This window comes from Tateyamaria sp. syn59 (genome assembly GCF_007995245.1).
Taxonomy (GTDB): Bacteria; Pseudomonadota; Alphaproteobacteria; order Rhodobacterales; family Rhodobacteraceae; genus Tateyamaria.
In genome coordinates, this window is record NZ_VCBA01000007.1 from 108,430 (window position 1) to 124,530 (window position 16,101).

Below are 16,101 nucleotides of genomic sequence, written 5' to 3' on the forward strand. Positions count from 1 at the left end.
ACCATAAAATTTTGGGGCGGGCGCTGGGGTTACGTCAAGGGTCAGGCGGCCGTGGCGTCCAGATAGGCGCGCACGGTGCCCTCGAATGCCCGCGGATCGTCCGCATGCAGCCAATGCCCGGCCTTTGGAATTTTGACAAAACGGGCAGCGGGAAACAGGGCGCGTATGGTGGGGCGGTGGTCTGGTCTCACGTAATCACTCTGACCGCCCGACAGGAAAAGGGTCGGGCCTTCGAACTGGCCGGTCACCTCGGGAAAGCCAAGGATCGCAGGCATGTTGGCCGCCAAAGCATCCAGGTTCAGGCGCCACCGCCGCTCTGCCACGTCGAGCGACTGGGTCAGAAAACTGCACAATGCCGGGTCGATGCCCTGGGCTGCAAGCTGTGCCTGTGCATCCGACCGCCGGGTTATGGTGCTCAGATCCACGGCCCGCATCGCGTCGATAAATTCCATCTGGCTGTGGCTGTATCCGACCGGCGCAATATCGCCGACGACCAGCCGCTGCACCGCATCCGGGCGCGACAGTGCCAGCATCATGGAGGCCTTGCCGCCCATCGAATGGCCCACGACGTCCATCGGCCCGCCCAGTGTGTCGATGACTTCCGCCAGATCGCCCGCCAGATCGGCGTAGCCATGATCGTCTGACCAGAAGCTGTGCCCATGGTTGCGCATATCGACCGTGATCACACGGCGCGTGTCGGCCAGACGCTTGGCGATCACACCCCAGTTCCGTCCCGACCCGTAAAGGCCGTGCACGATCAGAAGGGGGGTGCCGTTGGCCTCCCCATGTTCGGAATAGCTCAGCATGCCCGCACGCTTATCCGCATCGCACGGCCTCTTCCAGAGGCATTGAGAAGCACACGGCACCACGGTAGAAAACGGCATGGAAACCCAGGACAGTCTCCAAGGTCGCGCAGACCGCGTGCAAGCCGCCCTGAATGCGGCATTTGGCGTGGGCGGCAAGACGCTTGATGCGTCTCTGCGCAAGACGGGCCGCCGGTTGCCGCGGCGTTTGCATGCCGAGGCGCGCAGGATCGTCGACGCGCAAGGCCTTGGCGGCCACCCCAAGCTGATGCGGCAGGTCGACGGTGCCGCGCTGGCCGCGGCCGAGGACCGCGTGGTGACATACCTCAAGGGCATAGACCGGGCAGACCAGCGCAAGGGCTTCTGGCTGGGCATCGCAGGTGCCGTGGCGTTCAACATCCTCCTGATCATAGCGGGCGTTGTCGTTTGGATGTGGTGGACCGGGCATGTCTGAACACAGGATCAAGCTGTTTTGAGCGCAGACGCGGCGCCTGCACGGAAGTCGATGCGCATTCTCGTCTTTGGCGCGACAGGCACGATTGGCCGTGCCACCACCGCCGCGCTGATCGCGCGCGGCCATGACGTCACCTGCTTTGTGCGCAAACGTGCCGGGACGCCGTCGAATATATCCGGCGCCTTGCTGCGCTATGGCGATGTGACTGACCCGGTATCCGTCCAAAACGACGCATTTGGCGACATCCCGTTTGACGCGGTCGTCTCCTGTCTGGCCTCGCGCACGGGCGCGCCGCAGGACGCCTGGGCCATTGATCATCGTGCAACGGTCAACATCATCGAAGCGGCAAGGGCGGCAGGAACGCCCCGGATGGTGCTCTTGTCTGCCATTTGCGTCCAAAAACCGTGGCTCGCCTTCCAGCACGCCAAGCTCAAGGCCGAGGCGGCGCTGATGGCCTCCGGTCTGACCTATTCGATTGTGCGCCCGACGGCCTACTTCAAGTCGCTCGCGGGCCAGATCGCGCGCGTGCAGCAAGGCAAGCCCTACCTGCTTTTCGGAAACGGAGAGCTGACCGCGTGCACGCCCCTCAGCGACCGCGACCTCGGGGTGTATCTGGCCGAGTGTTTGAACACACCCGACCGCTGTAATCGGATCCTGCCTATTGGCGGACCGGGGCCTGCCCTGACGCCGCGGGCGATGGGGCAAAAGCTGTTTGATCTGTCGGGTCAAACGCCCAGGTTCAAACACGTCCCAATTGGCATGATGGGCCTGATCGCGGGCAGCCTCGGGGCCGTTAGTCGGATCGTACCGCCGCTGGCGGGCAAGGCGGAATTCGCGCGCATCGGTCATTATTATGCGACCGAGTCGATGTTGGCACTGAACCCGGATACTGGCGCCTATGACCGCGATGCGACACCGATCACCGGGACGGACACGTTGTTTGATTACTACGCCGCCGTCCTGCGGGGCGAAGCGGTCGTGGAACGCGGGGATCACAGCGTGTTCTGAGACCCCCGACGCTGGTCTTTACAAGTTTGGGTACATCGGGAAGCGGGCGCAGAGCGCGGACACTTCTGCCTTCACCTTCGCCTCGACCGCGCCGTTGTTGTCCTCGCCGTTTGCGGCCAGCCCATCAACCACTTCGATGATCCAGTCTCCGATTTGGCGGAATTCCTGCTCACCAAACCCACGCGTGGTTCCGGCGGGTGATCCAAGACGGATGCCCGACGTGATCATCGGCTTTTCATCATCAAACGGCACGCCGTTCTTGTTGCAGGTGATGTGCGCGCGGCCCAGGGCCTTCTCGGTTGCGTTGCCCTTCACGCCCTTGGGCCGCAGGTCCACCAGCATCACATGGGTGTCGGTGCCGTGGGTCACGGTGTCGAGCCCGCCTTTGTGCAGTTGATCTGCCAGCGCCTGTGCGTTCTTGATCACTTGTTGTTGGTACAGTTTGAAGGACGGGTCGAGCGCTTCGCCAAAGGCCACGGCTTTGGCGGCAATCACATGCATGAGCGGACCGCCCTGGATGCCGGGGAAGATGGCCGAGTTGAATTTCTTGGCGAGCGCTTCGTCATTCGTCAGGATCATGCCGCCGCGCGGGCCGCGCAGGGTTTTGTGTGTGGTGGTCGTTGCCACATGCACATGCGGGAACGGGTTGGGGTACTCACCGGCTGCAATAAGTCCGGCAAAGTGAGCGACGTCGGCCAGCACCCATGCGCTGACCTTGTCGGCGATCTCGCGAATGCGGGCAAAGTCGATGACGCGCGGGATGGCGGAACCACCGGCAATGATCATCTGTGGCTTGTGCTCCAACGCCAGCGCTTCGATCTGGTCATAGTCGATGTCCAACGTGTCGCGGCGCACGCCGTACTGGACCGCATTGAACCACTTGCCCGACTGGTTGGGCTTGGCCCCGTGGGTCAGGTGGCCACCGGCATCCAGCGACATGCCGAGGATCGTGTCGCCCGGTTGTAGCAGCGCCTGGAACACACCCTGGTTCGCTTGGCTCCCGGAGTTCGGCTGCACATTGGCAAAGCCGCAGTTGAAGAGTTGCTTGGCGCGCTCGATGGCCAGGTTCTCGGCCACGTCAACAAAGTGGCAACCGCCGTAGTAGCGGCGACCCGGATAGCCCTCGGCGTATTTGTTGGTCATCACCGAGCCCTGCGCCTCCAGCACGGCGGCAGAGACGATGTTTTCGGAGGCGATCAGTTCGATCTCGTCCCGCTGGCGGCCCAGCTCATCCCGGATCGAGCCGAACAGCTCGGGATCACGGTCGGCGAGGGATTGGGTGAAAAAGCCGTCGGTGCGATGGGGCGCATTCATATGAACTCTCCTGCATGGACTGAGTCGATTTGGGTTGCCGTTTCCTATCGGAAACCGGCTCTTTGATCAAAGGATGTATCCCGACCAAACGCGCGCCGCCAGCGACAAAGCGTCCTGCGCGCTGGTAAGGGGCGAAAAGATATGGTTCTTTCGGCGCAGAACGCACGCCATAGGAAACTGAAATGTCCCTCAAGATCGCCTTTGCCGCCAGCCGCGCGCCGGTGGCACAGACCGCGCGGGCCGCGCTGATCGGGCGCTATGGCGATGCGGACCCGGCCCAGGCCGACGTAATCGTGGCGCTGGGCGGGGACGGGTTCATGTTGCAGACCCTGCACAGCAGCCAGCACCTCAATGCCCCAGTCTATGGCATGAACCGCGGCACGATCGGCTTTCTGATGAACGAATACGGCGAGTCGGACCTGGTCACCCGACTGGAAGCTGCGGAAGAGGCGGAGTTGAACCCACTCTCAATGACGGCCAGCACACCCGAAGGACAAAGCCACAAGGCGCTTGCGATCAATGAGGTCTCCCTCCTGCGCGCGGGTCCGCAAGCGGCCAAGTTGCGGATCACCGTCGACGGACGGCTGCGCATGGATGAATTGGTATGTGACGGTGCGCTGGTCTCAACGCCTGCGGGCTCAACCGCCTACAACTATTCGGCCCACGGGCCGGTCCTGCCCATCGGATCGGACGTGCTGGCCCTCACGGCCGTGGCCGCCTTCCGCCCCCGGCGCTGGCGTGGCGCATTGCTGCCCAAGATGGCCAAGGTTCGCTTCGACGTGCTCGAAGGCGACAAGCGCCCGGTGATGGCCGAGGCGGACTCGCGCTCCTTCGCGAACGTGTCGTCGGTCGAGATCGAATCCGACCCCTCCATCGTGCACCGCATCCTTTTCGACCCCGGTCACGGGCTGGAAGAGCGGCTGATCTCGGAACAATTCAACTGAGCCTTAGTCCTGCGGGCTTATGTATGTTTTTGCAATCTTGGTGACCTGACCGACGTCCAGCACGGGCGGCAACAGCGTCAGCAGCGCGCCATCCGCGTTCAGCAGATGCACAAAGCTGCCATGCGAATAGATCCACCCGTATTCCGGATCCTCAAAAAGCGGCTCAACCTCGACCTTGAAGGCGTCATAGGCAGCCTGCAAAGCGTCTGCATCGCCGGTCAGGCCGATGAAATCCGGATGTATTTCGCCCAGCGGCGCACCCATCGTCTCCACCCGGTCCTGATCAGGGGCCACCGTGATCATCACCGGGGTGACAGCGATCCCGTCCTGCCCCAGATCATCGACCACCTGTGCCATCAGGGGCATCGCTGCCGAACAGATGTTCAGGCAGTTGGCGTATCCAAAGAACACAAGCTGGTACTTACCGTCGGGGTCGGCTTCCGTCCTCACCTCACCAAACTGGTCCAGCAGTTCATAGGGCCCGCCGATATCTACAGGGAACGGGCTTTGGCCTGCGGCAGGCATCCCAACCACCACCGAGAACGCGGTCACAAGAGCGCGCCACATCTCAGAAATTCTCCGCAATCCAGGCTTTGTCCAGCTCCTGGCCCAATCCCAGATAGCCTTCCTCTTCGATGATCGCGGTGACACTCGGGTCGCGGCGGAACCACGGGCCTTTTCCCTCGGCCTCCGGATGTTCTTTGGCCCAGGTCTTGGTCCACTGGTTTGCCTTGATCTTTTCGCCACCGCCCGGCGGCACGATGGTCTGCACCAGATAGACGTTGTTGGCGCCCAGTTCCGGATCCTCCAGCATCAGTCCGTCAACGGTGATCGTCTGGTTGCAAAACGGCTGCAACTCGACTGCGGCACCGGTAAAGGCGGGCTGGCTGTTTTTCATCGGCAAGATCAATACGTCATCAGCGGTGCGGATCAGACCAAGCTGCCGTTTGCCAGCACCGCAATCGTCGGGGCAATCGCCTGTGAACTCACAGATCAGGTCGACGACCGTCGCTTCGAATGTGGCGGGCACCTCGGCATAAAGGTTCCAGCTGCGCGCCTCCGACCCTTCTGAAAAGTCCTGCGCCATCAAAGGTGTGGCAACCAATGCGCAGATCGCTGTCAAATGCTTCAGCATGCTCAGTCTCCTTGCGGCTTCGCGGAAGCGGGGATCGAGAATGGGGGTACATTGCCATAGTCGTCGTGGTTCTGATTGGTGATATCCAGATCAGAAACGACCGCGTTCACAACGATGTAGTTCAACCCGTCACGTTCATAAAGCGTGCCGTCGGCTTCAACCGTATGGGCCGCCAGCTTCAGAATGCCGTCGCCGCCTGCGGTCTGATCGTCCTCGCCAACCTTCAGCACCATGTAGACCGTGCCGTCCTCGGCCAGCAGGCCCACGGGAATACCCCCTGCGCTGCACCACAGCGCGCAGGTGTGATGCGCTGATCCCACAACGGCATCCGGGCTGCCCATGACGCCTGAGAAATAGCACCACGTGTCAATGATTTCGCCGGTTACCTGAATGCGCGTGCCCTCTGCCGCCTGACCTGCCACGGGCAGGGCGAGCGCAGCCAGCGCGCCAAAAATGAATGATCGCATCATGCAGCCTTTCCAAAACGCCTTTCACCTGACGCTGACACGCAGCATGCGCTTGGGTCAAATCACGCTTTTCCCGTAAGCACTTTTGTGATCGCTTGGCGCGGGCGTGCGGGTCTGATACCGTTCTGCCCACGAAAGAGGCACAACCAAAGCCCGCAGACCCACAGGTATGACCGCACTCAGCAAATATGACCGGCTCGAAGCGACGGGCCTCTGGCGCGCATCAAGCGATGCGCAGCGACGTGAGGTGATCGTGTCTGTCGGTGATGCAACCCTCGTGATTTCCGACCTGAACGATCGCGCGATCACTCATTGGTCGCTGGCAGCCGTCGAAAAGGGCGAGGCTCCGGACAAGGGCGGCGCGGCGTATCATCCTGATGGTGATCCCGATGAGGTCCTGGAGTTTGGCCCGGACGAGGCGGCGATGATCGACGCCATCGACACGCTGCGGCGGGCTGTTGCGCGGTCCCGCCCGAAACCCGGCCGCCTGCGATGGCTGGGGGCCGCTATTTCTATCTCCGCCGTCGCGGCCCTGGCCATCTTCTGGCTGCCGGGGGCGTTGGTGGATCACGCCATCCGCGTTGTGCCCGCGGTCAAGGAGGCCGAGATCGGGACAGCGCTTCTTGCCCATATCGAACGGGTGTCGGGCCAACCCTGCAGCAGCATCGAAGCGCGGCCGGGCCTTGTCGCGCTGGCCGGGCGGACCGGGGCGGCCCGCGTCGTCATCCTGCCCGGAGGCGTGCGCGAGGCGCTGTCGCTGCCGGGCGGCACCGTGTTGCTGAACCGCGCGCTGGTCGAGGATTACGAAGAGCCGGATGTCGCTGCCGGATACATCCTTGTCGAGCAAGCGCGCAGCATGGACACGAGGCCCCTGCGAAAAGTGCTCGAACATGCAGGTCCGCGCGCCACGGGCACGCTGCTCACCACGGGATCATTGCCCACCCACGCGCTTGAGGACTATGCCGAGGACCAGCTTTCGCGTCTCGCGACCGAGGTGCCCGTCGATACGCTTCTTCCTCTCTTCGAGGCGGCAGGCATTCGCAGCACGCCTTACGCGCGCGCGCGCGATATTTCTGGCGAGGCAACGCTGGCCCTGATCGAAGCCGATCCGATGGCCGGTCAAACGCCAGCCCCGATCATGCCAGACCGGGATTGGCTACAGCTTCAGGCCGTCTGCGAAAGCTAGCTGCTATTTGCGCACAAACGCGTCCGAAAAGCCCATAGCACGGCTGCGCTGCAGCCCGCGCGACAGATCCGCGGACGAGGCGAACGGCCCCGCCAGCACAACCTGATAGGACTTGCCACCGCGCGTCACCCGCCCGATCCGGGCCGGCAGACCGGCATTGGCAATCCGTTGCGCCGCCGCTTGGGCGTTCGCGCGCACGCCAAATGTCCCGACCTGAACATAGCTGCCTTGCGCCGCGGTGCTTGGTGCTTGGACCGCGGTCTGTGGCGCTGCCCGTGTCGGTGCTTGGACCACTGGGGCCGGTGCCGACCGGGTCGAAACGACGGGTGTCCGGGCCGCTGCTGATGGCTTGCGCTGCACGCGCTTCATCACCTGCCCGTTGCGGCGAACCAAGGTGACGGTGCCCAGATTGCGCTCTTGCGTCGCGACATCGGTATAGGGGTAGACCAACGGCACCGTGGCCGTCACATCGCGCCCTGTGCTCCGCTCGATCAGACGGCGAGGAACCGTTTGGGTCCAGACCAGGCGCGTCTGCGCAATCCCGTTCAGCGACTGTTCGGCCCGGCGCGGGTTCAGGCGGTCATCCTTCCACACGGGCACATATCCTTCGGGCACGCGCGCCGCACGCTGCAAAGTGCGCTGTTCGTAAACATGTCGTGGCACAACCCGTGTTTCTGGCCCAATCGCCGCAGATCCTTGCCGCGCAACCTGCTGAGGACCGCAGCGCACAGGCCCGTGCTGACCGGAATTGATATAGCGCGAGCTGACGGGCGACGCCCCCTCGCAGGAGGGTGCCGCACGCTGCGCGATCACCGTACGAGGTGCGCTTTGCGAAGCCGCTGGCCGCGCGGGCGCAGGCGGCGTCGTGACGCGGCGCACAACTGGCGCAGGTGCCGCAGTCGCGGGACGGCGCACAACCACGCGCGGTGCGGGCTGCGGCGCCGGCGCTGCGGTTGCCGCCGGTCGGGTCGTCCGAACGGTGGGTTGCGGGTCAGGTGCGGCATCAGCCGTTTGTGTCGCGTTGGCCGGCGGCGTGACCGTGATCAGCTCTGGCGTGCCTTGCGTCGTCTGGGTCGGGGTCGCGCGGGCCGCAGCGGCGGCGTTGGCAGACAGGCTTGGCGTCTGGCCGCAAATCAACTGGCGCTGCCGGTTAACGCGCGGCACCCAGGTGACATTGCCGTCAATGCCTGCTCGGATGAATACACAGCCCCGGCTGTCGACATATTGGGTTCCGTTGAACGAGGCGGGCGGAAACTCCGCCGGGGCCTGCGCATTCCGCAAGGATTGTGCCTCACCCATGCCAACGGAAAGGGACGCAACACACGCAGCCACAGCTGCAATTCTGGTAAAACTCATCATATCCCCCACAAGATATGGGAGGCACGATGCCTCAACCCCGACCCTGAGTAAAGCGGCGATCCCCGCTATTTGGTGCCAAACATCCGATCCCCGGCATCCCCGAGGCCCGGAACGATGTAGCCGATATCGTTCAGCTTGTCGTCCACCGCAGCTGTGACGATGGGCACGTCCGGATGCGCCTCCTTCATCCGCGCGATTCCCTCGGGCGCCGCCAAAAGGCACAGGAACCGAATATTGGTGGCCCCCGCCTGCTTCAACTTGTCGATGGCCGCGGCGGAGGAGTTGCCAGTGGCCAGCATCGGATCAACGGCGATCACCAACCGATCCTCAAGCGCTTCAGGCACCTTGAAGTAATACTCGACCGGCTGGAGCGTCTTTTCATCCCGGTACAGCCCGACAAACCCGACCCGTGCCGAGGGGATCAGCTCCAGGACCCCGTCCAGCAGCCCGTTGCCTGCCCGCAGGATTGAAATCAGCGCCAGCTTCTTGCCATCCAGCGTCGGCGCATCCATCGCCTGCATGGGGGTGTCAATCCGCTTGGTCGTCATAGGCAAACCGCGCGTCACCTCATAGGCCAGCAGTTGCGAAATTTCGCGCAAGAGCTGCCGGAACACCGCAGTCGGCGTATCCTTGTCACGCATGATGGTCAGCTTGTGCTGGACAAGCGGGTGGTCAACGACGGTCAGATGATCGGACATGGCAGAGGCTCCTTCAAACGCCCCCCACTTCTGCAATGCGGCGCGCCTGGGAACAATCCCCGTTTCTTCTGGCTGAAAACACTTCGGGGTTTGGGGCAGCGCCCAAACGCGCGGTAGCGCAAAAAAGTCGCGTGCGCCGTCAGGCGCTCATTCTGGTGACACGCCCAAATGCCGCGCCACCAGATGGGCCACATCCTGAAACCCGATCAACCCCAGCGGCGCGCCATCTCCGCCATGGACGAGCACCGGCACCCTTTCGCGGGTGTGGTCGGTGCCGACCCAGATCGGGTCATTGCCATGATCTGCGGTCAAAACCAGCAGGTCGCCCTCCCGCAGCCGCGGTATCAAACGACCGATCTGAGCATCGAACCATTCCAGATGGCGGGCATAGCCCGACACATCCCGACGATGGCCGTACAGACTGTCGAATTCCACGAAATTCGCAAAGGTCAGGCTGCCATCCTCCGCCTCATCCACCAGATCCGACAGATGCGCCATCAGGTCGGCATCCGGCCCTTTGCGCACCTCGTCAAAGCCTTGCATGGAAAAGATGTCGCCCACCTTGCCCACGCCGTAGACGCGGTGTCCCCCATCCTGCACCCAATTCGTCAGGATGGGTGCGGGGGGCGTGATGGCAAAGTCACGGCGGTTCCCGGTCCGCTCGAACGCGCAGTCTTCGCCGACAAAAGGCCGCGCGATCACCCGACCCACGCGCATCTCGTGCAGTATTGGCGCCACGGCTTGGCACAGGTCCAAAAGCCGCTGCAGCCCGAAATGCACCTCATGTGCCGCGATCTGAAACACACTGTCGGCGGATGTATAGCAGATGGGCTGCCCGCTCCGGACATGTTCGGCCCCCAACGCGCTGATGATCGTCGTGCCTGAAGCATGGCAATTGCCGAGGATTCCATCGCTGCCCGCCGCCGCGCACACCGCCTCGACCACGTGGTCGGGGAATGCGGGTGTCTCATCCGGGAAATAGTGCCAGTCCCACGGCACCGGCACACCGGCCAATTCCCAGTGCCCGGACGGCGTATCCTTGCCCCGAGACACTTCTGTTGCTGCACCCCAAGGACCCGGCGTCACATGCTCACTGTTGGCAAGAGCCATCGCATCGAACAGCCCCAGCGCCTCAAGATGCGGCACGGCCAGCGGCCCGCTGCGCCCATCCTCCGCCTGACCAGCGGCACAGGCCTCCGCGATGTGACCCAGCGTATTGGCGCCGGTATCCGGCACATCGCCATTGAAGTACTCCCCCGCATCCGGCGCGCCGCCGATTCCGACGGAATCCATGACGACAAAGAACGCGCGCGCCATCAGCCGATCCGTTCCGCAATCAGGTCCGGCACCGCGGGCGGCTTTGCGTCAATGGTGATGGCAGCGCGCACAGCCGCTTCCGCCCGGTCTGCATCGACGGGTCGCGCGGCATGCACAACGCAGAGCGGTTCTCCTTTCGACAATTTGGTCCCCAGTCGCTGAACATCTGACAGGCCGACAGAGGGATTGATCACATCACTTTCGACCTTCCGACCGCCGCCAAGGTCCACGACGGCCAGACCCAGCGCCTCACCATCAATCGCGCTGACATAGCCCGGCTCCCGCGCCGTGATCTCGCGAATGACAGTGGCTTCGGGCAAAAAGCGTGACCAGTTCTGGGTAAACTGCATTGGCCCGCCCATGGCCGTGATCATTGTTGCAAACCGCTCTGCCGCACGTCCGTCGGCGATGGCCGCAACGATCGCGTCGGCGCCGCTCTGCACATCCTTGGCCAGCCCGCCGTTCGCCAAAAGCACACCGCCCAAAGCGGCAGAGATGTCGACCAGCGGCCCTTTCACCGCGCCGGTCAGCACCTGCATCACCTCCGCCACCTCCAACGCGTTGCCCAAGGCAGGGGCCAGCGGTTGCGACATGTCGGTGATCAGGGCCGTGGTCTTGCACCCTGCGGCGTTGGCGGTCTTGACCAGCGCATCGGCCAGCGCGCGCGCATCGCCCGCGTCCTTCATAAACGCGCCCGAGCCCACCTTCACATCCAGCACCAGCCCGTCGAGCCCGGCGGCGAGCTTCTTGGACAGGATGGACGCCGTGATCAGGTCCATGCTCTCGACCGTCGCCGTGACATCGCGGATCGCGTAGAGCCGCTTGTCGGCCGGGGCCACGGTCGCCGTGGCACCGACAATGGCGCAGCCCGCCCGTGCCATCACGTCCCTCAGCCGCCGCTCGCTCAATTGCGTGGACACGCCCGGAATAGCGTCCAGCTTGTCCAGCGTGCCGCCCGTATGGCCCAGCCCGCGCCCTGAAATCATCGGCACATAGGCACCGCAGGCCGCGAGGGCAGGGGCCAGGATCAGGCTCACGCAATCCCCCACACCGCCCGTCGAATGCTTGTCCAGAACAGGCCCATCAACATCCCATTCCAGCACCTGACCACTGTCGCGCATGGCAATGGTCAGGGCCACCCGGCCCACGTCGCCCAATCCGTTCAGGCACACTGCCATGGCAAAGGCACCGGCCTGTGCGTCCGTCACAGACCCATCCGCCAGGCCTTGGGCAAACCACGCCAAGGCATCACGCGGCGGCGTCTGCCGCTGGCGCAGCTTGGCGATAATCGACCGTGCGTCGTTCATGTATCGCCGTCCATATGGGCCGCACCAAACGCACCGGGCAGCAGTTCGGCCAGGGTCATCACCTGCTCCACGCCCCCGGTTGTCGCCATGGTGACACGCACATCGCCCGCGCCGAATTCGGCCAGCTTCTGACGGCAGCCACCGCAGGGCGTCACGGGCATCGGACTGCCCGCCACCACATAGGCCTCAAGAATTCGGTCCTGTCCCGCCGCCACCATGGCCGCAATCGCCCCGGCTTCCGCACAGGTGCCTTCTGGGTAGGCCACGTTTTCGACGTTGCAACCGACAAACACAGTGCCGTCGCCCGCGCGCAGCGCAGCCCCCACCTTGAAATTCGAATAGGGCGCGTGCGCGTTGTCCCGCACCTTCAGCGCCGCTGCTTTGAGCTCGTCCATAACCACCCTCGATTCCGGACCTCGACCCTAGCCAAAGGGGTACAGCTTGACCACTGCATAAACAGCCTGGCTACCGCATCTCGGTGGCAAAAACACCGGGCAAGGACACCTCCAGCAGCTCAATGTCATCCGACAGATCGGCATAGCGCGTCGCCATCCCCGGCGGCACCACGAACGCATCGCCCGCGACCAGAGCAAAGGGCGCGCGGCCCTCACCCTCAAGGGTCATCGACCCCTCCATGACAAAAGTGAACAGAATGTCACTGTCATGCACGGACCAGACCGGCTCACCTGCGGCCCGACGCGCGACGGTCACGCCAGCAACACCCTGCGTTCCTTCAGAAACTCCGGTGTCCCGCGCCGCAAACCCCGGCACACGAAACGGCCCCCAAACGGCCTCATCCACCTTGTGATGGACAAAGCGCTGCCCCTGAAACCGCCGCTCGGGACGCGCAGGGCCATTGGGCAGCTCCATCTCATGATCAATGGTGGTTACATGCTCTGCAGGCACCCCAATCTCGATCACCTCGATATTGTCGCTGGCATAAAGAACCCGGTGCCGGATCTCGGGCGGCTGGATCACGCAGCACCCGGCCTCCAGCCGAAAGGGCTCCCCCTGATCCTCGTAGACCAGATCGACCCAGCCCCGATAACAGAAGATCAGCTGAAACCCGACCGTATGATAATGCACCATGTCGGGCACGGGCCCGCCATCGGGAATACGAATGTGGCTGGCAATAATGGACCCGCCCAGGCGGTCAGGGATCAGGTCACGGTAGTGCATTCCCGCCCGGCCAATGATCCAGGGCGCCTGATCGGCCAAGCGCCGCATTACAAAGCTGTGTACCGTTTCCGGCATGACCATCGGCGGATTGAGCATGTCAATCTCAACCCGCGTCCCATTGGGCGCAACCAACTCCCGCGCCCCGTCCGCAAACTCATCCGGATCGTCCGTCAATATGCGCAACGTCCCCGGCGGCTCACTGGCGCCGGCCTCGATCCGCACCCGTACTCCATGGCCTGAGAAAACCGCAACAGACGGATCATCCGCCGGATAGATCATATCCATTCGCATCCCCAACACATTGGTGAAAAACGGAATGTCGTCGCGCAGATCCTGCGTTGGCAACCGTATTTCAGCCTGAATGTCAGCCATGCCGATCCCCTTCACTTTGCCAAATAAACTCCAGGGGCGTTGCGAATGCAACGGGGGCAGAGCCCCCTGATAAATGTCGTGCGCCGCGCGCGCCTTTGGATCAAGGTTGTCCATGTGACCAAACGTCAATTGGCGGACGCGCAGAAATAGTTTAACGCTAAACCAAATTCCGAACACCTTTGGGGGGAACCATGTCCGACACACCGAACCTGCGGGACGCAGCACTCGCTTACCACGAATTCCCCAAGCCTGGAAAACTCGAAATCCGCGCAACGAAACCCATGGCCAACGGCCGCGACCTCGCGCGCGCCTACTCCCCCGGCGTGGCCGAAGCCTGCCTCGAGATCAAGGACGACCCCGCCAACGCTGCTCGTTACACCGCGCGCGGCAACCTTGTGGCGGTGGTCTCCAACGGCTCAGCCGTCCTTGGCCTCGGCAACATCGGTGCGCTGGCGTCAAAGCCGGTGATGGAAGGCAAGGCGGTGCTCTTCAAGAAATTCGCCTCCATCGACTGTTTCGACATCGAAGTGAACGAAAGCGATCCCGAACGACTGGCCGACATCGTCTGCGCGCTCGAACCCACCTTCGGCGCCATCAACCTCGAAGACATCAAGGCCCCCGATTGCTTTGTCGTCGAAAAATTGTGCCGCGAGCGTATGAACATCCCCGTTTTCCACGACGACCAGCACGGCACTGCCATCGTCGTAGGGGCGGCGGCCAAGAACGCGCTGCACGTGGCGGGCAAGAGCTTCGAAGATATCAAGATCGTCAGCACAGGCGGCGGCGCGGCGGGCATCGCCTGCCTGAATATGCTGCTGAAACTGGGGGTCAAACGCGAAAACATCTGGCTTTGCGACATCCACGGCCTCGTCTACGAGGGTCGGGCCGAAGACATGAACCCGGCCAAGGCCGCCTTCGCCCAAACCACGGACAAACGCACGCTCGACGATGTGATTGACGGCGCGGATCTGTTCCTCGGCCTCTCCGGACCCGGCGTCCTGACACCCGATCACGTGGCCAAGATGTCCGAACAGCCCATAATCTTTGCCCTCGCCAACCCCACGCCCGAAATCCTGCCCGACGATGCACGCAGCGTGGCCCCGGACGCGATCATCGCCACGGGTCGCAGCGACTTTCCCAACCAGGTCAACAACGTCCTGTGCTTCCCCTTCATCTTCCGCGGCGCGCTCGACGTGGGCGCCACGACCATCAACGACGCGATGCAACTGGCCTGTATCGACGGGATCGCAGCACTTGCCCGTGCCACGACGAGCGCCGAAGCGGCCGCCGCCTACCAAGGCGAGCAGCTGAATTTCGGTCCCGAATACCTGATCCCCAAACCCTTCGATCCGCGCCTTGTGGGTGTGGTCAGTTCTGCGGTGGCCAAGGCTGCGATGGAGACGGGCGTCGCACAGCGCCCCATCGCTGACCTCGACGCCTACAAAACCTCGCTCGATGGCTCGGTCTTCAAGTCCGCGCTCCTGATGCGCCCCGTCTTCGAAGCTGCACGCGCCAAAGCCCGGCGCATCGTCTTTGCCGAGGGCGAGGACGAACGCGTGCTGCGCGCCGCCCAGGCCATGGTCGAGGAAACCACCGAACGCCCCATCCTGATCGGACGGCCCGAGGTGATCGAGGCGCGTATCGCCCGCGCCGGGTTGACCATCCGGATCGGCGATACGGTCGATCTGGTGAACCCGGAAAACGACCCGCGCTATCGCGACTACTGGGGCACCTATCACGAATTGATGTGCCGTCGCGGTGTTTCGCCCGACATCGCGCGCGCGATCATGCGCACCAATTCCACCGCCATCGGTGCCGTAATGGTCCACCGCGAGGAAGCGGACAGCCTGATTTGCGGCACGTTTGGAGAGTTCAGGTGGCACCTGAACTACGTCACTCAAGTCCTTGGTCGCGATAGCTATAATCCGGTCGGCGCGCTCAGCATGATGATCCTCGAAGACGGACCGCTCTTTGTGGCTGACACCCAGGTGCACCTGCACCCGGAGCCCGACCAGATCGCCGAGATCGCAGTGGGTGCTGCCCGCCACGTGCGCCGTTTCGGGATCGAACCGCAGATCGCATTCTGCTCGCAAAGCCAGTTCGGCAACCAGGGCGACGGCTCCGGCTGGCGCCTGCGCGAAGCGATCCGCATGCTCGACGCGCAAGGCCACGACTTCTGCTACGAGGGCGAGATGAACATCGACACCGCACTTGATCCCGAGCTGCGCAACCGCCTCTTTCCAGGCAACCGGATGGAGGGGGCAGCGAACGTTCTGGTCTTCGCCCATGCCGACGCAGCCTCGGGCGTACGCAACATTCTCAAGATGAAGGGCGGTGGGCTGGAAGTGGGCCCGATCCTCATGGGCATGGGCAACCGCGCCCATATCGTATCCCCCTCCATCACGGCGCGCGGCCTTCTGAACATGTCGGCTGTGGCGGGCACGCCGGTGGCGCACTACGGATAATGTGATCGACCTGTGAGTTGGAGGAGCGGCGGCGCAGTCCTATTTTTGGCCTGCGGTTCACGCACACCCCTCCAACTCAAAGGAAGCGCTCAC

The 16,101-nt window shown here is 63.4% G+C and carries 16 protein-coding genes; 5 read left to right on the plus strand and 11 right to left on the minus strand.

Annotated features, from left to right (window positions below; translation table 11 throughout):
• Positions 1 to 41: 41 nt before the first annotated feature.
• Positions 42 to 806 (minus strand): alpha/beta fold hydrolase, encoded by a 765-nt coding sequence (locus FD715_RS14685; RefSeq protein ID WP_147111187.1) that lies wholly within the window; start codon positions 804 to 806, stop codon positions 42 to 44.
• Between the two features lie 76 nt (positions 807 to 882).
• Here FD715_RS14685 and FD715_RS14690 point away from each other — a divergent pair, with 76 nt between their 5' ends.
• Complete coding sequence (locus FD715_RS14690; protein WP_147111190.1) at positions 883 to 1,257, plus strand: hypothetical protein; 375 nt, start codon at positions 883 to 885, stop codon at positions 1,255 to 1,257.
• Between the two features lie 51 nt (positions 1,258 to 1,308).
• Positions 1,309 to 2,265, plus strand: coding sequence for an NAD(P)H-binding protein (locus tag FD715_RS14695; RefSeq protein ID WP_147111579.1), 957 nt, complete (start codon positions 1,309 to 1,311; stop codon positions 2,263 to 2,265).
• 18 nt (positions 2,266 to 2,283) lie between these two features.
• Here the strand turns inward: FD715_RS14695 and glyA are convergent, their stop codons facing one another.
• Entirely contained in the window at positions 2,284 to 3,579 is a 1,296-nt protein-coding gene (gene glyA, locus FD715_RS14700; protein WP_147111192.1) for a serine hydroxymethyltransferase, read from the minus strand.
• A gap of 182 nt (positions 3,580 to 3,761) precedes the next feature.
• On the opposite strand from glyA, the gene FD715_RS14705 reads away from it, so the two are divergent.
• Positions 3,762 to 4,523, plus strand: a complete 762-nt coding sequence (locus FD715_RS14705) for an NAD kinase (protein ID WP_147111196.1) — start codon at positions 3,762 to 3,764, stop codon at positions 4,521 to 4,523.
• A gap of 3 nt (positions 4,524 to 4,526) precedes the next feature.
• On the opposite strand, the gene FD715_RS14710 is transcribed toward FD715_RS14705, so the two are convergent.
• From FD715_RS14710 to FD715_RS14720, 3 genes are read right to left on the minus strand one after another with little or no spacing between them, the layout of a single operon-like run.
• Positions 4,527 to 5,090 carry an SCO family protein gene (locus FD715_RS14710; RefSeq protein WP_147111200.1) on the minus strand — a complete coding sequence of 188 codons (564 nt, stop codon included), beginning with the start codon at positions 5,088 to 5,090 and terminating at the stop codon, positions 4,527 to 4,529.
• A gap of 1 nt (position 5,091) precedes the next feature.
• Positions 5,092 to 5,658, minus strand: coding sequence for a hypothetical protein (locus FD715_RS14715; RefSeq protein ID WP_147111203.1), 567 nt, complete (start codon positions 5,656 to 5,658; stop codon positions 5,092 to 5,094).
• A gap of 2 nt (positions 5,659 to 5,660) precedes the next feature.
• Complete coding sequence (locus FD715_RS14720) at positions 5,661 to 6,128, minus strand: hypothetical protein (RefSeq protein WP_147111206.1); 468 nt, start codon at positions 6,126 to 6,128, stop codon at positions 5,661 to 5,663.
• 166 nt (positions 6,129 to 6,294) lie between these two features.
• Between FD715_RS14720 and FD715_RS14725 the strand changes: the two genes are divergently transcribed.
• Entirely contained in the window at positions 6,295 to 7,311 is a 1,017-nt protein-coding gene (locus tag FD715_RS14725; RefSeq protein ID WP_147111209.1) for a hypothetical protein, read from the plus strand.
• 3 nt (positions 7,312 to 7,314) lie between these two features.
• On the opposite strand, the gene FD715_RS14730 is transcribed toward FD715_RS14725, so the two are convergent.
• The 6 genes from FD715_RS14730 to FD715_RS14755 all read right to left on the minus strand — a co-directional run bounded on the left by FD715_RS14730 (position 7,315) and on the right by FD715_RS14755 (position 13,543).
• On the minus strand, positions 7,315 to 8,610 hold the full coding sequence (locus FD715_RS14730) for an SPOR domain-containing protein (RefSeq protein WP_223274896.1): 1,296 nt from the start codon (positions 8,608 to 8,610) through the stop codon (positions 7,315 to 7,317).
• A 125-nt stretch (positions 8,611 to 8,735) separates the two neighbouring features.
• The gene (gene upp / locus FD715_RS14735; RefSeq protein WP_147111212.1) at positions 8,736 to 9,368 is read right to left on the minus strand and encodes a uracil phosphoribosyltransferase; all 633 of its coding nucleotides are present in this window, start codon (positions 9,366 to 9,368) and stop codon (positions 8,736 to 8,738) included.
• A 147-nt stretch (positions 9,369 to 9,515) separates the two neighbouring features.
• A complete protein-coding gene (locus tag FD715_RS14740) occupies positions 9,516 to 10,685 on the minus strand; it encodes a phosphopentomutase (protein ID WP_147111215.1) in 1,170 nt (389 codons plus the stop codon).
• A complete protein-coding gene (locus tag FD715_RS14745; RefSeq protein ID WP_147111219.1) occupies positions 10,685 to 11,992 on the minus strand; it encodes a thymidine phosphorylase in 1,308 nt (435 codons plus the stop codon). The genes FD715_RS14740 and FD715_RS14745 overlap by 1 nt, the downstream gene beginning before the upstream one ends.
• The gene (locus FD715_RS14750) at positions 11,989 to 12,387 is read right to left on the minus strand and encodes a cytidine deaminase (protein WP_147111222.1); all 399 of its coding nucleotides are present in this window, start codon (positions 12,385 to 12,387) and stop codon (positions 11,989 to 11,991) included. Before FD715_RS14750 ends, FD715_RS14745 begins: the two co-directional genes overlap by 4 nt.
• A gap of 70 nt (positions 12,388 to 12,457) precedes the next feature.
• Positions 12,458 to 13,543: a cupin domain-containing protein gene (locus tag FD715_RS14755; protein WP_147111225.1), complete on the minus strand. Its 1,086-nt coding sequence runs from the start codon at positions 13,541 to 13,543 to the stop codon at positions 12,458 to 12,460.
• A gap of 191 nt (positions 13,544 to 13,734) precedes the next feature.
• Between FD715_RS14755 and FD715_RS14760 the strand changes: the two genes are divergently transcribed.
• On the plus strand, positions 13,735 to 16,008 hold the full coding sequence (locus tag FD715_RS14760) for an NADP-dependent malic enzyme (protein ID WP_147111228.1): 2,274 nt from the start codon (positions 13,735 to 13,737) through the stop codon (positions 16,006 to 16,008).
• Positions 16,009 to 16,101: the final 93 nt, after the last annotated feature.